This window comes from Streptomyces sp. NPDC045955, assembly GCF_056430805.1.
Genome location: NZ_JBWKKY010000043.1, coordinates 1 through 16,284, shown reverse-complemented (window position 1 = coordinate 16,284; position 16,284 = coordinate 1). Strand labels below are relative to the sequence as shown.

Annotated in this window: 15 protein-coding genes and 2 pseudogenes; 12 read left to right on the top strand and 5 right to left on the bottom strand. The window is 67.1% G+C overall.

The features are described 5' to 3' along the window. From AC07F0_RS39910 to AC07F0_RS39880, 7 genes are all read left to right on the top strand, one after another. Positions 1 to 682 (top strand): zinc-binding dehydrogenase (locus tag AC07F0_RS39910; RefSeq protein ID WP_478985238.1); only part of this gene is annotated, 682 nt, incomplete at its 5' end. An 18-nt stretch (positions 683 to 700) separates the two neighbouring features. Next, positions 701 to 2,302, top strand: a complete 1,602-nt coding sequence (locus AC07F0_RS39905) for an extracellular solute-binding protein (protein WP_478985237.1) — start codon at positions 701 to 703, stop codon at positions 2,300 to 2,302. Positions 2,303 to 2,383: 81 nt separating this feature from the next. Then, the gene (locus AC07F0_RS39900; protein ID WP_478985235.1) at positions 2,384 to 3,262 is read left to right on the top strand and encodes a carbohydrate ABC transporter permease; all 879 of its coding nucleotides are present in this window, start codon (positions 2,384 to 2,386) and stop codon (positions 3,260 to 3,262) included. Next, positions 3,259 to 4,104, top strand: coding sequence for a carbohydrate ABC transporter permease (locus tag AC07F0_RS39895; protein ID WP_478985234.1), 846 nt, complete (start codon positions 3,259 to 3,261; stop codon positions 4,102 to 4,104). Before AC07F0_RS39900 ends, AC07F0_RS39895 begins: the two co-directional genes overlap by 4 nt. Continuing rightward, positions 4,101 to 5,216, top strand: coding sequence for an ABC transporter ATP-binding protein (locus AC07F0_RS39890; RefSeq protein WP_478985233.1), 1,116 nt, complete (start codon positions 4,101 to 4,103; stop codon positions 5,214 to 5,216). Before AC07F0_RS39895 ends, AC07F0_RS39890 begins: the two co-directional genes overlap by 4 nt. Position 5,217: 1 nt before the next feature. Further along, positions 5,218 to 6,297 (top strand): ABC transporter ATP-binding protein, encoded by a 1,080-nt coding sequence (locus tag AC07F0_RS39885; RefSeq protein WP_478985232.1) that lies wholly within the window; start codon positions 5,218 to 5,220, stop codon positions 6,295 to 6,297. 24 nt (positions 6,298 to 6,321) lie between these two features. Further along, positions 6,322 to 6,654, top strand: a complete 333-nt coding sequence (locus tag AC07F0_RS39880; protein ID WP_478985231.1) for a putative quinol monooxygenase — start codon at positions 6,322 to 6,324, stop codon at positions 6,652 to 6,654. Between the two features lie 15 nt (positions 6,655 to 6,669). Here AC07F0_RS39880 and AC07F0_RS39875 read toward each other — a convergent pair. Further along, positions 6,670 to 7,889, bottom strand: a pseudogene (locus tag AC07F0_RS39875) (ATP-binding SpoIIE family protein phosphatase); the annotation flags it as partial. A 736-nt stretch (positions 7,890 to 8,625) separates the two neighbouring features. Between AC07F0_RS39875 and AC07F0_RS39870 the strand changes: the two are divergent. Then, positions 8,626 to 9,881, top strand: a pseudogene (locus tag AC07F0_RS39870) (IS256 family transposase). Between the two features lie 35 nt (positions 9,882 to 9,916). Here the strand turns inward: AC07F0_RS39870 and AC07F0_RS39865 are convergent. Both AC07F0_RS39865 and AC07F0_RS39860 read right to left on the bottom strand, forming a co-directional pair. Beyond that, the gene (locus AC07F0_RS39865) at positions 9,917 to 10,483 is read right to left on the bottom strand and encodes a GNAT family N-acetyltransferase (RefSeq protein ID WP_478985229.1); all 567 of its coding nucleotides are present in this window, start codon (positions 10,481 to 10,483) and stop codon (positions 9,917 to 9,919) included. Positions 10,484 to 10,557: 74 nt separating this feature from the next. Then, a complete protein-coding gene (locus AC07F0_RS39860; protein ID WP_478985228.1) occupies positions 10,558 to 11,496 on the bottom strand; it encodes a MerR family transcriptional regulator in 939 nt (312 codons plus the stop codon). Between the two features lie 81 nt (positions 11,497 to 11,577). Here AC07F0_RS39860 and AC07F0_RS39855 point away from each other — a divergent pair, with 81 nt between their 5' ends. Together AC07F0_RS39855 and AC07F0_RS39850 are read left to right on the top strand one after the other, a co-directional pair. Then, entirely contained in the window at positions 11,578 to 12,477 is a 900-nt protein-coding gene (locus AC07F0_RS39855) for a NucA/NucB deoxyribonuclease domain-containing protein (protein WP_478985227.1), read from the top strand. A 31-nt stretch (positions 12,478 to 12,508) separates the two neighbouring features. Then, positions 12,509 to 13,009, top strand: coding sequence for a hypothetical protein (locus tag AC07F0_RS39850; protein ID WP_478985224.1), 501 nt, complete (start codon positions 12,509 to 12,511; stop codon positions 13,007 to 13,009). A 77-nt stretch (positions 13,010 to 13,086) separates the two neighbouring features. On the opposite strand, the gene AC07F0_RS39845 is transcribed toward AC07F0_RS39850, so the two are convergent. Together AC07F0_RS39845 and AC07F0_RS39840 are read right to left on the bottom strand one after the other, a co-directional pair. Continuing rightward, positions 13,087 to 13,842, bottom strand: coding sequence for a hypothetical protein (locus AC07F0_RS39845; protein WP_478985223.1), 756 nt, complete (start codon positions 13,840 to 13,842; stop codon positions 13,087 to 13,089). A 6-nt stretch (positions 13,843 to 13,848) separates the two neighbouring features. Continuing rightward, positions 13,849 to 14,205 carry a sigma factor-like helix-turn-helix DNA-binding protein gene (locus tag AC07F0_RS39840; protein WP_478985221.1) on the bottom strand — a complete coding sequence of 119 codons (357 nt, stop codon included), beginning with the start codon at positions 14,203 to 14,205 and terminating at the stop codon, positions 13,849 to 13,851. A gap of 423 nt (positions 14,206 to 14,628) precedes the next feature. On the opposite strand from AC07F0_RS39840, the gene AC07F0_RS39835 reads away from it, so the two are divergent. Both AC07F0_RS39835 and AC07F0_RS39830 read left to right on the top strand, forming a co-directional pair. Further along, positions 14,629 to 15,114 (top strand): hypothetical protein, encoded by a 486-nt coding sequence (locus AC07F0_RS39835; RefSeq protein WP_478985219.1) that lies wholly within the window; start codon positions 14,629 to 14,631, stop codon positions 15,112 to 15,114. A 610-nt stretch (positions 15,115 to 15,724) separates the two neighbouring features. Beyond that, positions 15,725 to 16,156, top strand: coding sequence for a VOC family protein (locus AC07F0_RS39830; protein WP_478985217.1), 432 nt, complete (start codon positions 15,725 to 15,727; stop codon positions 16,154 to 16,156). Positions 16,157 to 16,284: the final 128 nt, after the last annotated feature.

The window sequence follows — 16,284 nt, the reverse complement described above, 5'->3', positions numbered from 1 at the left end:
CATCGACACCCACGGCGGCTACGCCGAGTACCTGAAGACGACCGCCCGCTCGGTGGTGCCCCTCGCCCCGTCCTTGGAACCGGCCTCGGTGGCGGCCCTGGCCGACGCCGGTCTCACGGCGTACCACGCCGTCGCCAAGGCGGCCCGGGTGCTGCGGCCCGGCGACAGGGCCGTGGTCATCGGCGCCGGCGGGCTCGGACACATCGGAATTCAAGTGCTGCGGGCCCTGTCGCCGGTCGAGATGATCGTCATCGACCGCAGCGCGGAGGCCCTGGCGCTGGCCAAGGAGCTGGGCGCCGACCACACGCTCGTCGCGGACGGAACCGAAGCCGACCGCGTACGGGACCTCACCTCGGGGCACGGGGCGGAGGCCGTCCTGGACTTCGTCGGTGAGGGGGGCGCCGTCGAGACGGGCGTGGCCTGCCTGCGCCGCAACGGCAATTACTACGTCATCGGATACGGCGGCCACCTCCACGTGCCGACGATCGACGTCATCTCCACGGAGATCAACTTCATCGGGAACCTCGTGGGCTCCTACAACGACCTGTCCGAGCTGATGGTCCTGGCGGCCCAGGACAAGGTCACCCTGCACACCCAGCGCTACCCCCTCGCCTCCTTCCAGCAGGCCCTCGACGACCTGGACGCCGGTGCCGTACGCGGCCGCGCGATCTTGGTCCCCTGACACCGCAGGAGAAGCCCCATGCGCAGCAGACCGTACACAGCTCTGGTCGCCGTCGCCGTCAGCGCGGCCCTGACGGCCACCGCGTGCACCGCCCAGAACCAGGCACAGCAAAAGCCCGGGGAGAAGGCCGCGCTCTTCAAGTCCGGCTCGGAGATCAGCTACCAGAAGTACGGCAAGGACTACCCGGCCACGAAGGTCAAGGACGTTCCCGGACCTTGCAGCTACGAAGAGATCAGCCGCAAGGACTACTCCGGACAGACACTGAAGATCATCAGCCACGCCGTTCCCGTGATCGGCGAGCCGACCCAGCTGCACGCCAAGCAGTTCGAGGAGATCACCGGCGGGAAGGTCGAGGTCGTCAACGTTCCCTTCGGCGAGTTGCACCAGAAGATCCTGACGCCCCTTCAGGCGGGCCAGCCAGCGTACGACGTCATGTTCTATCCGTCCCTGTGGATCGGCGACATGGCGCCCTATCTGGCACCCGTGCCGCAGAAATACCTCGACACCCCCGGCATGAAGGACGTCACCAAGGCCTACATGGACGTGGCGACCTGGAACGGGAAGGTCCTGCAGTACCCGGTGGACGGTGACCGGCACTACCTCAAGGTCCGCACCGACGTGCTGAAGGACCCCGAGCGGCAGGCGGAATACAAGCAGGCCACGGGCAAGGACCTGCAGGTTCCCAGGACGTGGGCCGAGTACCAGCAGATAGCCGAGTTCTTCAGCGGCAAGGACCTCGACGGCGACGGCAAGCGCAACTACGGCAGCGCCGAGGTGACCAAGCGCGACGACCTGACGTTCTCCGCGTTCATCAGCCGGGCTGCGCCGTACGTGAAGAACCCGGACGTCAAGGGCGGTGTCTTCTTCGACGTCGAGACCATGCAGCCGCTGATCAACACGCCCGGCTTCGTCCGCGCCCTGAAGGACATGGTCGAGGCCAAGTCCACCTGGGCGCCCGGCGGCGCCAACTTCGGCCTGGGAGACGAGATCTTCTCCTTCGGAGGCGGGCAGACGCTGATGTCGTACTCATGGGACGACGCCTTCATACAGGCCCAGCAGCCGGACAGCAGGATCCGCAACAAGGTCGAGGCGGCGCCCCTGCCGGGCTCCACTGAGGTCTATAACCGCACCACGAAGTCGTGGGACAAGAAGGCGAACCAGGCGCCCTACTTCACCTGGGGGTGGACCTCGGCGGTGGCCAAGTCCTCGCGCCACCAAGAGATGGCCTTCGACTACCTGTGCTTCTTCAGCAACGAGGCCAACACCGCCCTCGACCTGACCATTGGCCGATTCGGTGTCAACCCCTACCGCGTCGCCCACTTCGATCCGGCGTTCTGGCAGAAGCAGGGCTGGGACAAGGAGGTCGCCGAGTCGTACGTGCTCACGCTCGCCGGCATGGAGAAGAGTTCCAACCGCGTCTTCGACCTGCGCGTCCCCGGTGTCAACCAGTACATGTCCGCGCTCGCCAACGGCGTCGCCGCGGCTGTCGCGGGCCAGCAGTCCCCGCAGGACGCGCTGGACGGCGTGGCCCGGGAATGGTCCAAGATCACCAACCAGATCGGCAAGGACAAGGTCCAGAGCGCCTATCGCAATGTGGTCGCGCTCGAGGACAACTCCTGATCCAGACGCAGGACGCCCCGGGTGGCCGGACCGGACCGGCCGGCTGCCCGGGGGCGCCCGCCCTCTTCCGCAAGGAGACCCATGGACGGCCTGCGCCGGCACAAGAGCATGTTCCTGCTGCCGGGACTGCTCACGCTCTTTCTGATCATCGTTTTCCCCCTTCTGTTCACCATCCGCGTCAGCTTCTCCGGCTGGAACGTAAGCAACCCCTACATGGACTTCGTGGGAGGGGCCAACTACACCGCCGCACTGCACGACAGCCGCTTCTGGGCGTCCCTCACCCGGCTGATCCTGCTCGCGGGCGGCACGGTCCTCATCCAGTACGTCATCGGGTTCGGCATGGCCCTGCTGGTCTGGCGCGAGGTACGCGGCCGCAGATTCTGGCGTGTGCTGTTCCTCGTCCCCATGATGACCACGCCCGTGGTGATGGCCGCCATCTGGCAGACGATCTTCCATGAGTCGCTGGGACCGGCGAACGATCTGCTGGACATGTTCGGCCTGGGCAGGGTTCCCTGGCTGACCGAGTCCGGGCCGGCGCTGGTCGCGCTGATGACCGTCGAGGTCTGGCAGTGGACGCCCTTCATGTTCCTGCTGCTGCTGGCCGGTCTGCTGAGCCTTCCCAAGGAGCCGTTCATGGCCGCCGCGATCGACGGCGCCGGCACGTGGCGCACGTTCTGGAAGGTGACCTTCCCGCTGATGGCGCCGGTGTCGGTCGCGGCGGTCGTCATCCGGCTTATAGAGGCGTCCAAGCTCTCCGACAGCGTCTACGTACTGACGTCCGGCGGACCGGGCTCCTCGACGGAGACCCCGGGTTACTACCTCTACATCCAGGGACTGCGCGATCAGCAGACCGGGTACAGCGGCGCGATGTCGCTGATCTACCTGGTGCTGATGAGCGTCACGCTCACGGTCGTCGCCGCCCTGCTCACCAGGGCCTTCAAGCTGAAGGGGGACTCATGAGGTCACGTCTTTATCCCACGTTCAAATACACCGTGATCGCACTGTGGGCCTGCTTCGTCGCGGGACCGTTCTTCTGGGCGATGACGACCAGCTTCAAGAACGCCAACGCGGTCCAGGGCGGCCCCACCTACCTCCCCTGGCTGCAGTACGAGCCCACCCTCACCGGCTGGCGCAACATCTTCGGCGGAGCCGGGGGCGTCGATGTGATCGATCCCTTCATCAACAGCGCGATCGTCACCATCTGCGCGTCGGCCATCAGCCTGGCGCTGGGGTCCCTGGCCGCCTACGCGCTGTCCCGCTACCGATTCAAGCTGGGCTTCATCAAGAACGGCGACATCGTCTTCTTCTTCGTCTCCCAACGAATCATGCCGCCCGTCGTCCTGGTGATCCCCTTCTTCTACCTCCTGCAGTGGGGCGGCCTCCTGGACAGCATCCCAGGCCTGGTCATCGTGACGGTCGCGCTGCTGTTGCCGATCGCGGTCTGGGTGATGGTCGACTTCTTCGACGGCATCCCACGGGAGATCGACGAGATGGCGATGCTGGACGGCTGTCCCCCGTTCCAGACCTTCGTACGAGCGATCCTGCCCAACTCCCTGCCCGGCCTGACCGTGGCCGCGATGTTCTGCGCCGTATTCGGCTGGAACGACTTCTTCTTCGCCTTCCGCCTCACCTTCACCGAGGTCCAGACCCTGCCCCAGGCGGTCGTCGCCCTCAACTCCTCCATCCCACCATGGTGGACGCTCTCCGCCGCCGCGCTCTTCGGCGTGACACCACTGGTCCTGCTCGCCATATGGGTGGAGCGCTATCTGTCCAAGGGGAACCTGTCGGGAGCGGTCCGATGAACCTGCACGCCACTGATCTGTGCCTGAGCGTCGACGGCGTCGACCACCTCAAGAACGTCACCGCGACCTTCCAGCCGGGACGGCTCCACACCGTCATCGGCCGGACGATGGCCGGAAAGACGACGCTGCTACGGGTCCTGGCCGGCCTGCAGAAAGTGGATTCCGGCTCCCTCACCCGGGCAGGGGCGGACTTCCACAGGACACCGGTGTGGCGGCGCGACACCGCCATGGTCTACCAGCAGTTCATCAACTACCCGCATCTCGATGTGTTCCACAATGTGGCCTTCCCGCTGAAGCGGGCGGGGCTGTCCGGGGACGAAATCCGGCGACGGGTCAGGCAGAGCCTGGCCAGCGTGGGACTCGCGGACTTCGAGAGGCGCAAGCCGTCCCAGCTCTCCGGCGGCCAGCAACAGCGCGTCGCCATGGCCCGTGCCCTGGCCCGCGGTACCGGCATCCTCCTGCTCGACGAGCCGCTGGCGAACCTGGACTACAAGCTGCGCGAACAACTGCGCGACGAATTCAAGACCCTCTTCTCGGACCAGGGGGACACGATCGTCATCTACACGACCACCGAACCCGCCGAAGCAATGATGCTCGGAGACGTTGTCCTCGTCATGCACGAGGGGCAGATCCTCCAGACCGGCACCCCGCAGGAGGTCTACGAACGCCCGGCGACCACCACAGTCGCATCCATCATCAACGATCCGCCCATGAACATCTTCTCGGGCCGGATCGAGGGCGGCCAGGTCACCGTGGCCGGCTTCCAGGCCACACACACCTCAGGGCGGCATGCGGCGCCGCATGCCGCCGCCCACCTGGCCGATCTCCCCGACGGCACCTACCAGTTCGGACTGCGCGCCACCGACGTCAGCCTGGCCTCCAGCGGGGTCGAAGGCCAGGTCACCTTCGTGGAGATCTCCGGTTCCGAGACCTTCGTCCACGTCGTCGTCGGCGAGAGCCCCTTCGTCGTACAGCTCGAGGGCATTCACGACGTCGCCCTCGGCGACCTGGTCAGACTTCGCCTCCGCCCCGACCGGCTGTTCGCCTTCGACGAGCAGGGAACGCTCGTGCGCACACCTTCATACGATCTCGCTCCAGTGAAAGGCCCTTGAAATGGCGCAGTTGGACATCGTCGACGTCGGGCACGCCTACGCGCCCGACGCCGAGGAGGAGCGGTGGGCCCTCAAGCCGCTGAGGCTGACCTTCGAATCCGGCAGGACCTATGCACTGGTCGGACCCTCCGGCTGCGGCAAGACGACACTGCTGAACATTCTCTCCGGCCTGGTCAGACCGTCCCGGGGACAGGTGCTGTTCGACGGCGTCGACGTCACCGCCCTGCCCACAAAGGCGCGCAACATCGCCCAGGTCTTCCAGTTCCCCGTCATCTACAAGTCGATGACGGTCTACGACAACCTCGCCTTCCCCCTGCAGTGCCGGCGCTGGGACAAGGCGAGGATCGACGCCAAGGTGCGGCAGGTCGCCGAAGCCCTCGACCTGCACGACCGGCTGGGGCAGTCCCCCCGCGGGCTCACCGCCGACGACAAGCAGCTGATCTCACTCGGCCGCGGCCTGGTCCGCGACGACGTGGCGGCCGTCCTGATGGACGAGCCGCTCACCGTCATCGACCCGCAGCTGAAACACTCGCTGCGACGCAGGATCCGAGAGATCACCGAACAGTTCCGGCCCACGGTGATCTACGTGACGCACGACCAGTACGAGGCGATGAGTTTCGCGCAGGAAGTGCTCGTCATGAAGGACGGCCGCGCCGTGCAGCAAGGCACCCCTGAGCAGCTCTTCGAGGCGCCCTCCTCCACCTACGTCGGCTACTTCATCGGCTCACCGGCGATGAACTTCCTGACCGTGGACCGAAGCGACGGGTCCTTCGCGCTGGGCGGCCGAACGCTGTCCGTTGCCTGGGCCGTCCCCGACAGCACGACCGAGGTCCAGGTCGGCGTCCGGCCCGAATACGTCAAGGTCGTCACGGACCCCGGCCCCAACACGTTCCCCGGCCGACTGCGAGGCGTGAGCGACCACGGCGCGCAGCGCGTGCTCGAAGTCGAGGTCGCCGGGCAACTCGTCAGGGCCAAGACGCCGCGGGAGGAGGGAGTTCCGGCGGGCGAGGAGGTCCTGGTCCATCTGCCGCGCGCCAAGGTTCTTCCTTACGCGGACGGCCAGTTGGTACTCCAGTCGTAGTGACTCGTCATCGAAGGAATCCCCATGATCTTCATCACCGCCAAGTTCCGAGTCCGTCCCGAGCACGCCCACCGCTGGCCCGAGATCACCGCTGACTTCACCCGGGCCACGCGCGCCGAACCGGGCTGCCTGTGGTTCGACTGGTCGCGCAGTGTGGAGGACCCGACGGAGTACGTCCTGGTCGAGGCCTTCCGCGACGACGAGGCCGGGGCCGCGCATGTGCAGTCCGCGCACTTCAAGGCCGCGCAGCAGACGTTGCCGTCCCATCTGGCCGAGACGCCGCGCATCGTCAACATGAACGTTCCGCAGCACGACTGGTCGCTGCTGGGGGAGATGGCGGTCCCCGGCCAGGATTAGCAAGGCCTGGGACGGTCAGGCGAACGTGCCGGCCAGTGATTGTTCGGTCCAGACGGTCTTGCCCTCGCAGCTGTAGCGGGTCGGCCATCTGGGCCACCAGGAACAGGTCGCGCCCGCCCTCGTCGGTGGTCCGGGCGTGGCGCAGATGGGGTGAGGTGTGGCTGGTGTCGCTGACCTCGCACACCAGACACCGTTCACGGATCAGCCGCAGCGTCGCGGGTCCGCGGCGTAGCGGTAGACGTTGGTGACCAGTTCGCTGGCGATCAACTCGGTCGTGAACGCCAAGTGTTCCAGGCCCCATTCGCTCAGCTTGGCCGAGGTCAGTGCCCGGGCCCGGGCGGCACTGGCGGGCTCCAGCGGCAGCCGCCAGGAAGCGACGTTGTCCGGTGGCAGCACGCGGGTGCGGGCGATCAGCAACGCGACGTCGTCGCCGGGGCGCGCGGGAACGAGTGAGCCGACCACCGCCTGGCATGTGCGTTCCAGCGCGTCCGCGGGGCGGGTGAGTGCCGCGCACAGCTTGGTCAGGCCGACGTCGGGATCGATGTGGCGTTCGCCGATGAGCCCGTTGGTGTACAGGCACAGCAGGCTTCCCTCGGCCAGTTCGATGTCCCGGGCCTCGAACGGCAGGCCGCCCAGGCCGAGCGGTGGGCCGGCAGGCAGGTCCAGCGGAGCCACCTGTCCGTCCGGAGCGGTGACCACCGGCGGCGGGTGGCCGGCGCGGGCCACGGAGCACCGCCCGGAGACCGGGTCGTACACGGCGTACAGGCAGGTGGCCCCGACGACCTGCTCCCCCACCGGCCGTTCGCTGGCCGCTTCCTGTTCGGCCACCAGCAGCAGGACCAGATCTTCCAGGCGGGAGAGGACCTCGTCCGGTTCCAGGTCGAGACTGGCGAGCGTGTGTACGGCGGTACGCAGCGGGCCCGTCGTGGCGGCTGCGTGGATGCCGCGTCCCACCACGTCGCCGACGACGAGGGCGACCCGGGCCCCGGACAGGGGAATGACGTCGAACCAGTCGCCGCCCAGGCCCGGGGCCGCGCCGGCCGGCAGGTAGCGCCGGGCCACCTCGACGGCCGATGATCCGGAACCGCCCGGGGCAGAAGGCTGCTCTGCAGGGTGAACGCGGTCTGCTGCTGGGTGAAGCGCCGCGCGTTGTCGATGGCGACGGCGGCGCGCGAGGCGCGTTCCTGGGCGAGGGTGAGATCGTCCGCCTCGAAGGGATCGGGGCGGCGTGAGCGGGCTCGAGCCGCGGCGTATCTTTGTCGGCGGCGCTGTTCCTGAGGCGTCTCGGGCGTGTCTGCGTAGGCCATCATGACCCGGCTCGGCGGCGCGCTGCCGGACGCGTCGCCCCAGGCAGGGGCAACGCTGGCCATCGTCTGCCGCAGTTCCGGGTCGCATCGACGTAGTGAGAGATCTTCAAGCCGCTGACCTGTGTCCCTTCGTTCCTCCGCCAGGAACCAGGACGCATCGCACCCTCGCTCGTCAATGATCTCTCCGAACAGACTGCGAGCCGTGGTCAGCGCCTCGCGTACTGCCATGCCGTCCGGACCGAGGGCGACCACGTGTCGTCGGGTCCACGCCTTGTAGAGCAGCGTGCCGACAGTCGCCATGAAGGCGAGCCAGCCGGGCAGAAACTTCGGCCAGTCGCCCCACCAGGAGGAAGCAGCGAGCGTCCAATTCTGTCGGGCTGAGTTCAAAAAAAGCCGCGACGGCTCACGGGTGCGCGCTGGGGCATGTGGGCGCTGCCCGGTGTGCTGCCCCTCAAGCCGAAGGACGGCCAAAGGCTCCCAGCATGCGCACTGTGGTGCACGAAGCGTTCTCAAGGGTGTCCGACCCATGCCTGATGGTGGGGCGCGACTGAGCAATGCTCAGATCCTGTGGATCGGCCCCGGGAGGACGTACCTTCCCGGGCGATTGATCGATAGGTCACCGAGCAAGACCGACGTTCGCGGCGTCGGTCGGGAAGGCACCTTCATGCTCACCGTAGTCAACGAGACGGCGCCACGCGAGACGGGTCGTCGCTGCTGGACGAGATCGTCCGGGAGGGCGCCCGCAGGATGCTGGCCGCCGCGTTGGAAGCCGAGGTCGACGCATATATCGCCGAGTTGGCCGACCAGCGGGACGAGAACGGGCGGCGGCTGGTAGTGCGCAACGGCTACCACCAGCCGAGGAAGGTCACCACCGCGGCCGGGACTGTGGAGGTGAAGGCCCCGCGGGTGAACGACAAGCGCACCGACATGGATACGGGCGAACGCAGGCGGTTCTCCTCGGCGATCCTGCCGCCTTGGGCCCGGAAGTCCCCGAAGATCAGCGAGGTGCTGCCGCTGCTCTACCTGCACGGGTTGTCGTCTGGGGACTTCGTGCCCGCGCTGGAGCAGTTCCTCGGCAGTTCGGCCGGGCTGTCGCCGACCACGGTCACGCGGCTGACGGCCCAATGGCAGGCCGACCACGCCACCTTCATGGACCGCGATCTGTCGGCCACGGACTACGTGTACGTGTGGGCCGACGGCATTCACCTGCGCATACGCCTGGAGGAGGCCAAGGCTGCCGTGCTGGTCGTGATGGGCGTGCGGGCGGATGGCACCAAGGAGCTGATCGCGCTGGCCGACGGTTGTCGCGAGTCGACGGAGGCGTGGGCGGGCCTGCTACGCGACTGTGCCCGCCGGGGCATGCGCGCCCCGGTGCTGGCCGTCGGGGACGGCGCGCTCGGCTTCTGGAAGGCCCTGGCCGAGGTGTTCCCCGACACCCGCGAACAACGATGCTGGGTTCACAAAACCGCAAATGTTCTCGATTCCCTGCCGAAGTCGGCCCAGCCCGCGGCCAAGCGCGCCATCCAGGACATCTACAACGCCGAGAACAAGGAGCAGGCCCGCAAAGCCGTCGCCATATTCGCCAAGCAGTACAACGCGAAGTACCCCAAGGCGGTCAAGAAGATCGTGGACGATGAGGACGAGCTGCTGGCGTTCTACGACTTCCCCGCCGAGCACTGGATCCATCTGCGGACCACGAATCCCATCGAGTCGACGTTCGCCACCGTGCGGCTGCGGACCAAGGTGACGAAGGGTGCCGGCAGCCGGGCCGCCGGGCTGGCAATGGTTTTCAAGCTGGTCGAGTCAGCCCAGGCCCGCTGGCGGGCTGTGAACGCACCCCACCTCGTCGCTCTGGTCCGTGCCGGGGCCCGCTTCGAACGCGGCCACCTCGTCGAACACCCCGAGACCCTCTCGGCGTGAGCAGCCTCAGCCGATCCACAGAAGCCGGGAGGATCTCAGGCACTCGTGCGCCGTATGTGCAGGTGGCCATCGCGGGGGAAGGAGGGCGGTGCCGCGGGCAGGATGGTGTCGAAGTCGTAGCGGCTCTTCTGTGCAACCCGGCACGATGCCAGGTTGTCCACCTGGTGCAGGAGTTCGAGACGCTCCAGCCCGTCGGCTTCGAAGGTGTCGAAGGCCCAGCTGGTGAGTGCCTCCAGAGCGCGGGAGGCCACTCCCCGCCCGCGAGCGTGCGCCGCGGTCCAGTAGCCCACTTCGGCCGCCGGTTTGCCGGAGGTGACTTCCTTGAGGACCACGTTGCCCACCAACTGTTCGCGAACTGAACTGGGTTGTGTCTCAAGGACGGCGAAGCCGAACCGGTCCCCCGCTGCCCAGCCCTGCTGCTGAGCCTGCACCCAGCGTGCCCCGTCGGCATCGTCGTCCACGACAGAGTTCGCCCACTGGCGCAGTGCGGGATCCCGGCTCACCTCGACCAATGCGGCAACGTCCTCCATGCGCCAGGGGCGAAGAACGAGAGCGGGAGAGACCGGCGACGCGATCACCTGAAGTACGACCGGGGCACTCATCAACCGATCATATGTGGCGGCGTTTCCTCCCGACGCCAGCCGCGTCCGCCCCATGCCGCCTTGCGACCGCCCCGTCATTGCTGTGTCCGGACGCGCAGAGCCTGGACGGACCAGTCGAACACTGGAGCCAGGCTCTCCGGGGCCGGCCAGCCGTTGACCACTGCGAGCAGCTGGAGGTACCGCTCCCTGCGGGGGTCGTTCACGCTCTCCAGCCGAGTCGCCAGCCGGCGGCGAAGCTCGACGTCGTCGGGGCGGCCGAGGAGGTGCGCGTAGTGCGCCGTGAACGCCGCGACGATCGGATCGGCCTGGGGCGAGGCCGGGTCGATGCCGGCGGTCAGGGCCGGGCCGGCCTGGTCACGGACGGCTGCGGCAATGTCGCGGCGCGGGCCCATCATGTCGCTTCGGGTCTGCTCGGCTGCCTGGTCCTCGGCCATCCGCCGTAGCCTGGCGCGGAAATCCGGGTCCAGGGATATTTCGGCCAACTCCACCCACGCCTGGACCTGCTCTGCCTCCGGGTTGTCGGGCAACTCGGGGGTCATCGAGCGCATGACCCCCGCGAATGCGGGGGCGGCGTCAAGACCGCCGAAGACGGCGTCGAGGAAATCGCCGATCAGACGTCGGCGTTCGTCCTCGGAAAGCTGGGCCAGCCGGTGCATGAGTTCCGTCTCCTCAGGTGTGGACCCGCGCTCGGCCACCGCTGTCAGCACCGCGCGCCGCAGGCGCAGGACGCGGATCTGCACTGCCAGTGCTTCGGCGTGCGCCGCGGCGACCTCGGGAAGCGAGAGCTCACGGTCCACGATCTTGCGGATCGTGGGAAGGTCCAGTCCCAGCTCGCGCAGGGTCCGCACGAGGTCCAGGCGTGCGACGGCGTCGATGTTGTAGAGGCGGTAGCCGGCCGGGCTGCGGTCCGTCGGCGCCACGATTCCGCGATCGGAGTAGAACCGAATGGTCTTGACCGTGAGACCGGTCCGTCGAGCGAGTTCGCCGATCGAGTAGAGCGTGTCGCCGTCCATGCCCCCACCTTTGCGTCTCCCCCTACTGGAGACTCAAGTCCCTTCGCCTGCCAGCAGACAACCACTCCTCATCCACAAGTCTTGACAATTCCTCCCACACCGGGCTGGTGTGACGACGAGATTGATGGCAAGTGGCATGTCACCCGGTTCAAGGGCTGCGGCATCTTCTCCGCGAAGCTGAATGTCTATGACGTGCGTACCGGCAAGCGGCTTGGCAGCATGGATTACCTCGTCCGTGCTTACGCCTACAGCAAGCGGGACATCAAGACCTGGGCGTACCAGGTTGAGCTGATGGAGGTGAACAGTTGGGGTGAAGCCAAGGGCCTCCGCGCACACGGGAGCGCCAGGTGCGCGGGGAAGTGCAGGGTGACCGAGAGTACCTTCCCCTCCCAGGCGATGGGTCCGAGCAAGGACGCTGTGGGCCAGTTCTTCCTCGACACCACCATCAAGACCACGCCCAAAGGCGATAAGGGTGACGGTCAGGCAACTGCGGCTTGGCGGTTCACGAAGGGGGCTTATGTCAGCAACGAGGTGACCCTGCCGGCGCCCCCAGTACGTTGCGACAACGCCACCCCCGGTACCTCCAAAACCGGGTGCGTGCTGCCGTACATCCCGAAGGTGGTCTACGCAAAGAGCGGTGAGTACCCGGAACTTGCCAAGCACATCGAGTACGCGCAGAACCCGAAGAACCTGCCGGGCAAGTACGGTACCAAGCGCTACCTGACCCGGCTGACCGACAAGGCCAAGATCCGGGCCAACAGGAACACGGCGTGCCCTACGAGTCTGGAGCGGCCGCCGGGCCAGCAGTGTGATGAGTACCCGTTCGCGTCGACCTGGCAGGGCGCCAAGTACGGGGGTGGCGACTTCAGCCGGCGCATGATCAACGGAAAGCAGAACGAGGAAGGCGGCAAAGCACTCGGTCGCTTCTACCTGTACAACCGCATCATCGAGAAGGACAAGTTCCTGGTGTGGATTAAGTAGAGACATGCACGGCTCGGCGGAGGACAGTGAAATGAGTGACGAGGTCGAACGGGGCAACGGACTCGTGCCCGTTCAGTACCACCAGTTCGATATCAGTGACGAGGACGGCCCCGCCGCCGACTTGGAGCGCAAGCACAACGGGCTGGTGCGCGTGGCCGACGGCGCCATCACGGTGATGACTGGTATCCACACCGGTGACGTCGACGTCACGGTCACCCTCCACGAGGCCCAGCCCGCACCGGAGCTGGGGGACTGGCAGGAGATCGTCGAAATCTCGGCGCACTCCCCCTCCGGAGAGCTGGTGGTCCGCGGCATCATGGACGACCTGGACGAAGAACTGCCTGCCCTGTCGTTCAATGGCCCCGGCGACTACCGGCTGCGCATCCACGCCCGCGGCCGCGACACCGCCGTCGACCTGGCCCCCGACGAGGTCACCGAGTGGTACCTCATCCAGGCCTGGCCGGCACCCGCCCAAGAGGTGACCGTGCTCCGCCAGAGCGACACCTACGGAGCCACCGTCCGCGCCCACTGACAGGGCACACCACACTGCCCGCCCACCACATAAGTGGTGGGCGGGCAGACACGTGTTGTCAACAGCCCACCGGCTGCTCACTGGAGTGCGGCGTTCAGGCAGGCTTTCAATGGCCGGTGGTGACGAGGTCCTCGAGTTGGTGGGCGAGGTCGGCGTTGGGCTGTGGGATGGGGCCCGAACCCGTCGATGCGGTCGACGTCCAGGTCTTCCACGGCGTCCTCAGGGACGGCGGCCGCGTCGTCGGGGAGGTCAAGGAAGACGGTCAGGGCGCCATCAGGGCCGATGGCGCTGGTGGTGGTGTCGACAACCTCGTGCGGGACAGGCGCGTACTGGCACGGTTCCTGCTCCAGGGCTTCGATCTGCCTCGCCCAGTACTTCGCATCGCGCCATTCACCGCGGCGCAGGTGCATGAGGCAGAGGCAGATGGCGCCGATGGCCTGGCCGCCGCCGGCGGCGAACTGGAGCCAGAACTGCGCGCCTTCTTCCCGGTCGGCCAGGAGCAGGAGGCTGGCGAAGGCCAGGGCGCCGCCGGGGTCGCGGGCGGTGTCGAAGCGGGCGATGCGGCGGACGGCGTCGGTGTCGTGGAGGATGCCCTGGCACAGCGCCCGCAGTTCCTGTGCGGCCCGCTCGTGGAGCAGCATCGGGTGCCTGCGCTGGCGCTGGGCGGGGCCGGCGACGGGTTCGGCGAGGGCCTGCATCCAGCGCATCTCGTGCAGCTGGTCGGCGATGCGGCGGCGGGAGGCTTCCCGGTGGGCGGGGGTGTAGGTCTCCTCGTCGACGATGCGTGCGCGGGCGAGGGCTTCGTTCAGGGTGCGCGGCTCGTGCGGGCGCATCGGGTCTCACTCCTCATCGTCGGTGTCCTCACCGAGTTCCAGGCCCAGGTCCGCGGCCAGGCGGCGCTTGGCGGCGCGGCGGGTGGAGCGCACTGTGGCCTCGCATACGCCCATGACCAGGGCGGTCTTCTTGGTGGGAAAGCCGAGGGCGTACTGCAGGACCATCACATCAAACTGGCGCTCGGGCAGGCGGGCCATTGCCGCATACAGGCCCATGCCGTCTTCGAGTTCGGTAACCTGCGCGCGGAACTCGGCGCGGAAGCTGTCCAGGATCGGGTTGCAGGCCGCGCGTATGGCGCGTTCGAACGCCATCGTCTCCATAGCCGCCGGTGGGCGGCCCTGGGCTTCGAGGTCGGCGGCCACGCGTTCCTTGAGCAGGATCCACGCGAAGCTTCGGGGTTCTCCTGGGCGGTGACGTCGGACCAGATGACGGCCAGGAACACGAAGGTCTGGTCGACCAGCCGGTCGGCGGCGACCTGGTCGCCTAACTGCACGAAGGCGTACTCGAAGTAGGCCTGGTGGTAGAGCTCGTGGAACGCCCAGAAGGCCGGCGGCATCAGATCGCTGGAGTCCTTGAGTGCCTGCTCGCCCGTGTCGTCGGGAGGCTGTCCGAAGATGACGGCGGCGGGATCTCGACGGGTATCAGGGTGATCCTCAACGAAGACGGTTCCCTGCGAATCGCGCACCCCATGTAGATCACCGCCCGAGCCGGGGGCGGACACGGAGCGGAACAGCGCCTCCGCGACCGCCCCCGGCAGACACGGACCTCACAAGAAGGACGGACAAATGCCCCCCAAGGTCAAGTTCACGCCCGACAGTCGCAGGGATATCGGGTCCGGTTACGAGAAGGCCTGGCAGGCCGGCCGAATCGACCTGGCGACTCTGGGCACGACAGATTTGCGCTATGGGTTCTTCGAGTACCCGGTCGACTTCACCGTGGACGGTCACGCGTTCCTAGCGGCCGCTCGACCTCCATTGATCGACATCATGTTCAGTCTGGGGCGCTCGATGGAAAGCCTGCGGACCGTCGGGACGGCGAAGATCGATTTCACGGAGAACACCTACGTCATCCGGCTGCAACTCGTGGACGATCAGGTGCAGCTCACCTCTTCGCGCGGCGTTCCGACGCCTCATCCCAGCTGCTCGTTCGACGAATACGCGTCCGAGATCCGGTCATTCATCACCGACGGTGTGGAATACCTCGAACTTCACTATCCGGCACTGGCCCGGAACCCAGCGATGAGTTCACTACGGGAACTGGCGGCCATCTGATCGCAAGTTACACGCACGTCGCCCTTGTGTCCGACCCTGCGCTGCTGCCGGGGTGGGCTGGTGAGCCGAAACGGATGGCCATCGGACCGTGCTGTGGCGCACCGAGGACGGAGGCTGCAGTCGCGGACCGGCTGCGACATCACCGCCCTCTGGATGGACATGGCCCTGGCCGCCATGAGCCTGCCACCCGGTGTGATCCTGGACGGCGAGGCCGTGCGGGCCGTGTGCTGGTGCTCGTCCCCGGGGCGAAGGAACCTGAAAAGACTCCGCTGGCGTGTAAAGAGAATCAGGGGCCTGTCCCTCTTCAGTGGTGACGGCCGCCCCCGACCGGGGGCTTCCAGGCCGCTACCCAAGAGGAGAAGAAGATGGACCCCATCACCATCTGCTCGTCGTTCTGGGATTCCTCCTGCCGAAGGGTTGTCCCGTAACTGATCTTTGGCAGCACGAGAGTGGCTGGCCGGTATCGCATCCCAGGTTCCCCTTGGGAGGCACTGACTTCGGTTCACCCCTGCGACCGCATGACACAACAGCGGGTAGCAGATGCCTCCTCCCGACAACGTGTAGACCTCCCGACCTGGGGAGATGAGCAGGGCCCTGTTATCGTGCGCCGATGTCAACGATCAAACAGTTCCAAGTGACCTTCGACTGCGCGGAGCCTGCGCGCCTCGCCGCCTTCTGGTGCGAGGTGCTGGGGTACGTCATGCCGAGGGTCCCGGAGGGCTTCGCCACGTGGGAGGAGTACCACCTCTCGCTGCCGCCCGAGGATGAGATCTACTTCGCGTGCACCGATCCCTCGGGTGTGGCCCCGCGCTTGCTCTTCCAGCGAGTTCCCGAGGGCAAGGTCGTCAAGAACCGGGTGCATCTCGATGTGCGGGCCGGCACCGGGCTCGTGGGTGAGGAGCGCCTTGCCACACTCGAGGCCGAATGCGCACGGCTGATGGCACTCGGCGCGAAACACGTGCTGACGCAGCGCGCCGATGGCGTCAACGAGTCGTGCATCACGATGCAGGACATCGAGGGCAACGAATTCTGCCTCGCCTGATTCTCCTCCGAGATTGCGACGTGGGGAGCCATCTCCGGCCTTGGGGGGGGGAGGGGGGGGGGGGGGGGGGGGGGGGGGGGGTTTCCCAGGGAGGTATCCCCTCGGTATTCCCAGTTTCTTGGGTTGGA

Excerpts from the sequence above, each read along its gene's own strand:
- AC07F0_RS39845 (WP_478985223.1), bottom strand. The coding sequence starts at position 13,842 with ATGCGCCCGCACGAGCCGCGCACCCTGAACGAAGCCCTCGCCCGCGCA.
- AC07F0_RS39835 (WP_478985219.1), top strand. The coding sequence starts at position 14,629 with ATGCCCCCCAAGGTCAAGTTCACGCCCGACAGTCGCAGGGATATCGGG.
- AC07F0_RS39900 (WP_478985235.1), top strand. The coding sequence starts at position 2,384 with ATGGACGGCCTGCGCCGGCACAAGAGCATGTTCCTGCTGCCGGGACTG.
- AC07F0_RS39890 (WP_478985233.1), top strand. The coding sequence starts at position 4,101 with ATGAACCTGCACGCCACTGATCTGTGCCTGAGCGTCGACGGCGTCGAC.
- AC07F0_RS39885 (WP_478985232.1), top strand. The coding sequence starts at position 5,218 with ATGGCGCAGTTGGACATCGTCGACGTCGGGCACGCCTACGCGCCCGAC.
- AC07F0_RS39860 (WP_478985228.1), bottom strand. The coding sequence starts at position 11,496 with ATGGACGGCGACACGCTCTACTCGATCGGCGAACTCGCTCGACGGACC.
- AC07F0_RS39880 (WP_478985231.1), top strand. The coding sequence starts at position 6,322 with ATGATCTTCATCACCGCCAAGTTCCGAGTCCGTCCCGAGCACGCCCAC.
- AC07F0_RS39830 (WP_478985217.1), top strand. The coding sequence starts at position 15,725 with ATGTCAACGATCAAACAGTTCCAAGTGACCTTCGACTGCGCGGAGCCT.
- AC07F0_RS39865 (WP_478985229.1), bottom strand. The coding sequence starts at position 10,483 with ATGAGTGCCCCGGTCGTACTTCAGGTGATCGCGTCGCCGGTCTCTCCC.
- AC07F0_RS39850 (WP_478985224.1), top strand. The coding sequence starts at position 12,509 with ATGAGTGACGAGGTCGAACGGGGCAACGGACTCGTGCCCGTTCAGTAC.
- AC07F0_RS39895 (WP_478985234.1), top strand. The coding sequence starts at position 3,259 with ATGAGGTCACGTCTTTATCCCACGTTCAAATACACCGTGATCGCACTG.
- AC07F0_RS39905 (WP_478985237.1), top strand. The coding sequence starts at position 701 with ATGCGCAGCAGACCGTACACAGCTCTGGTCGCCGTCGCCGTCAGCGCG.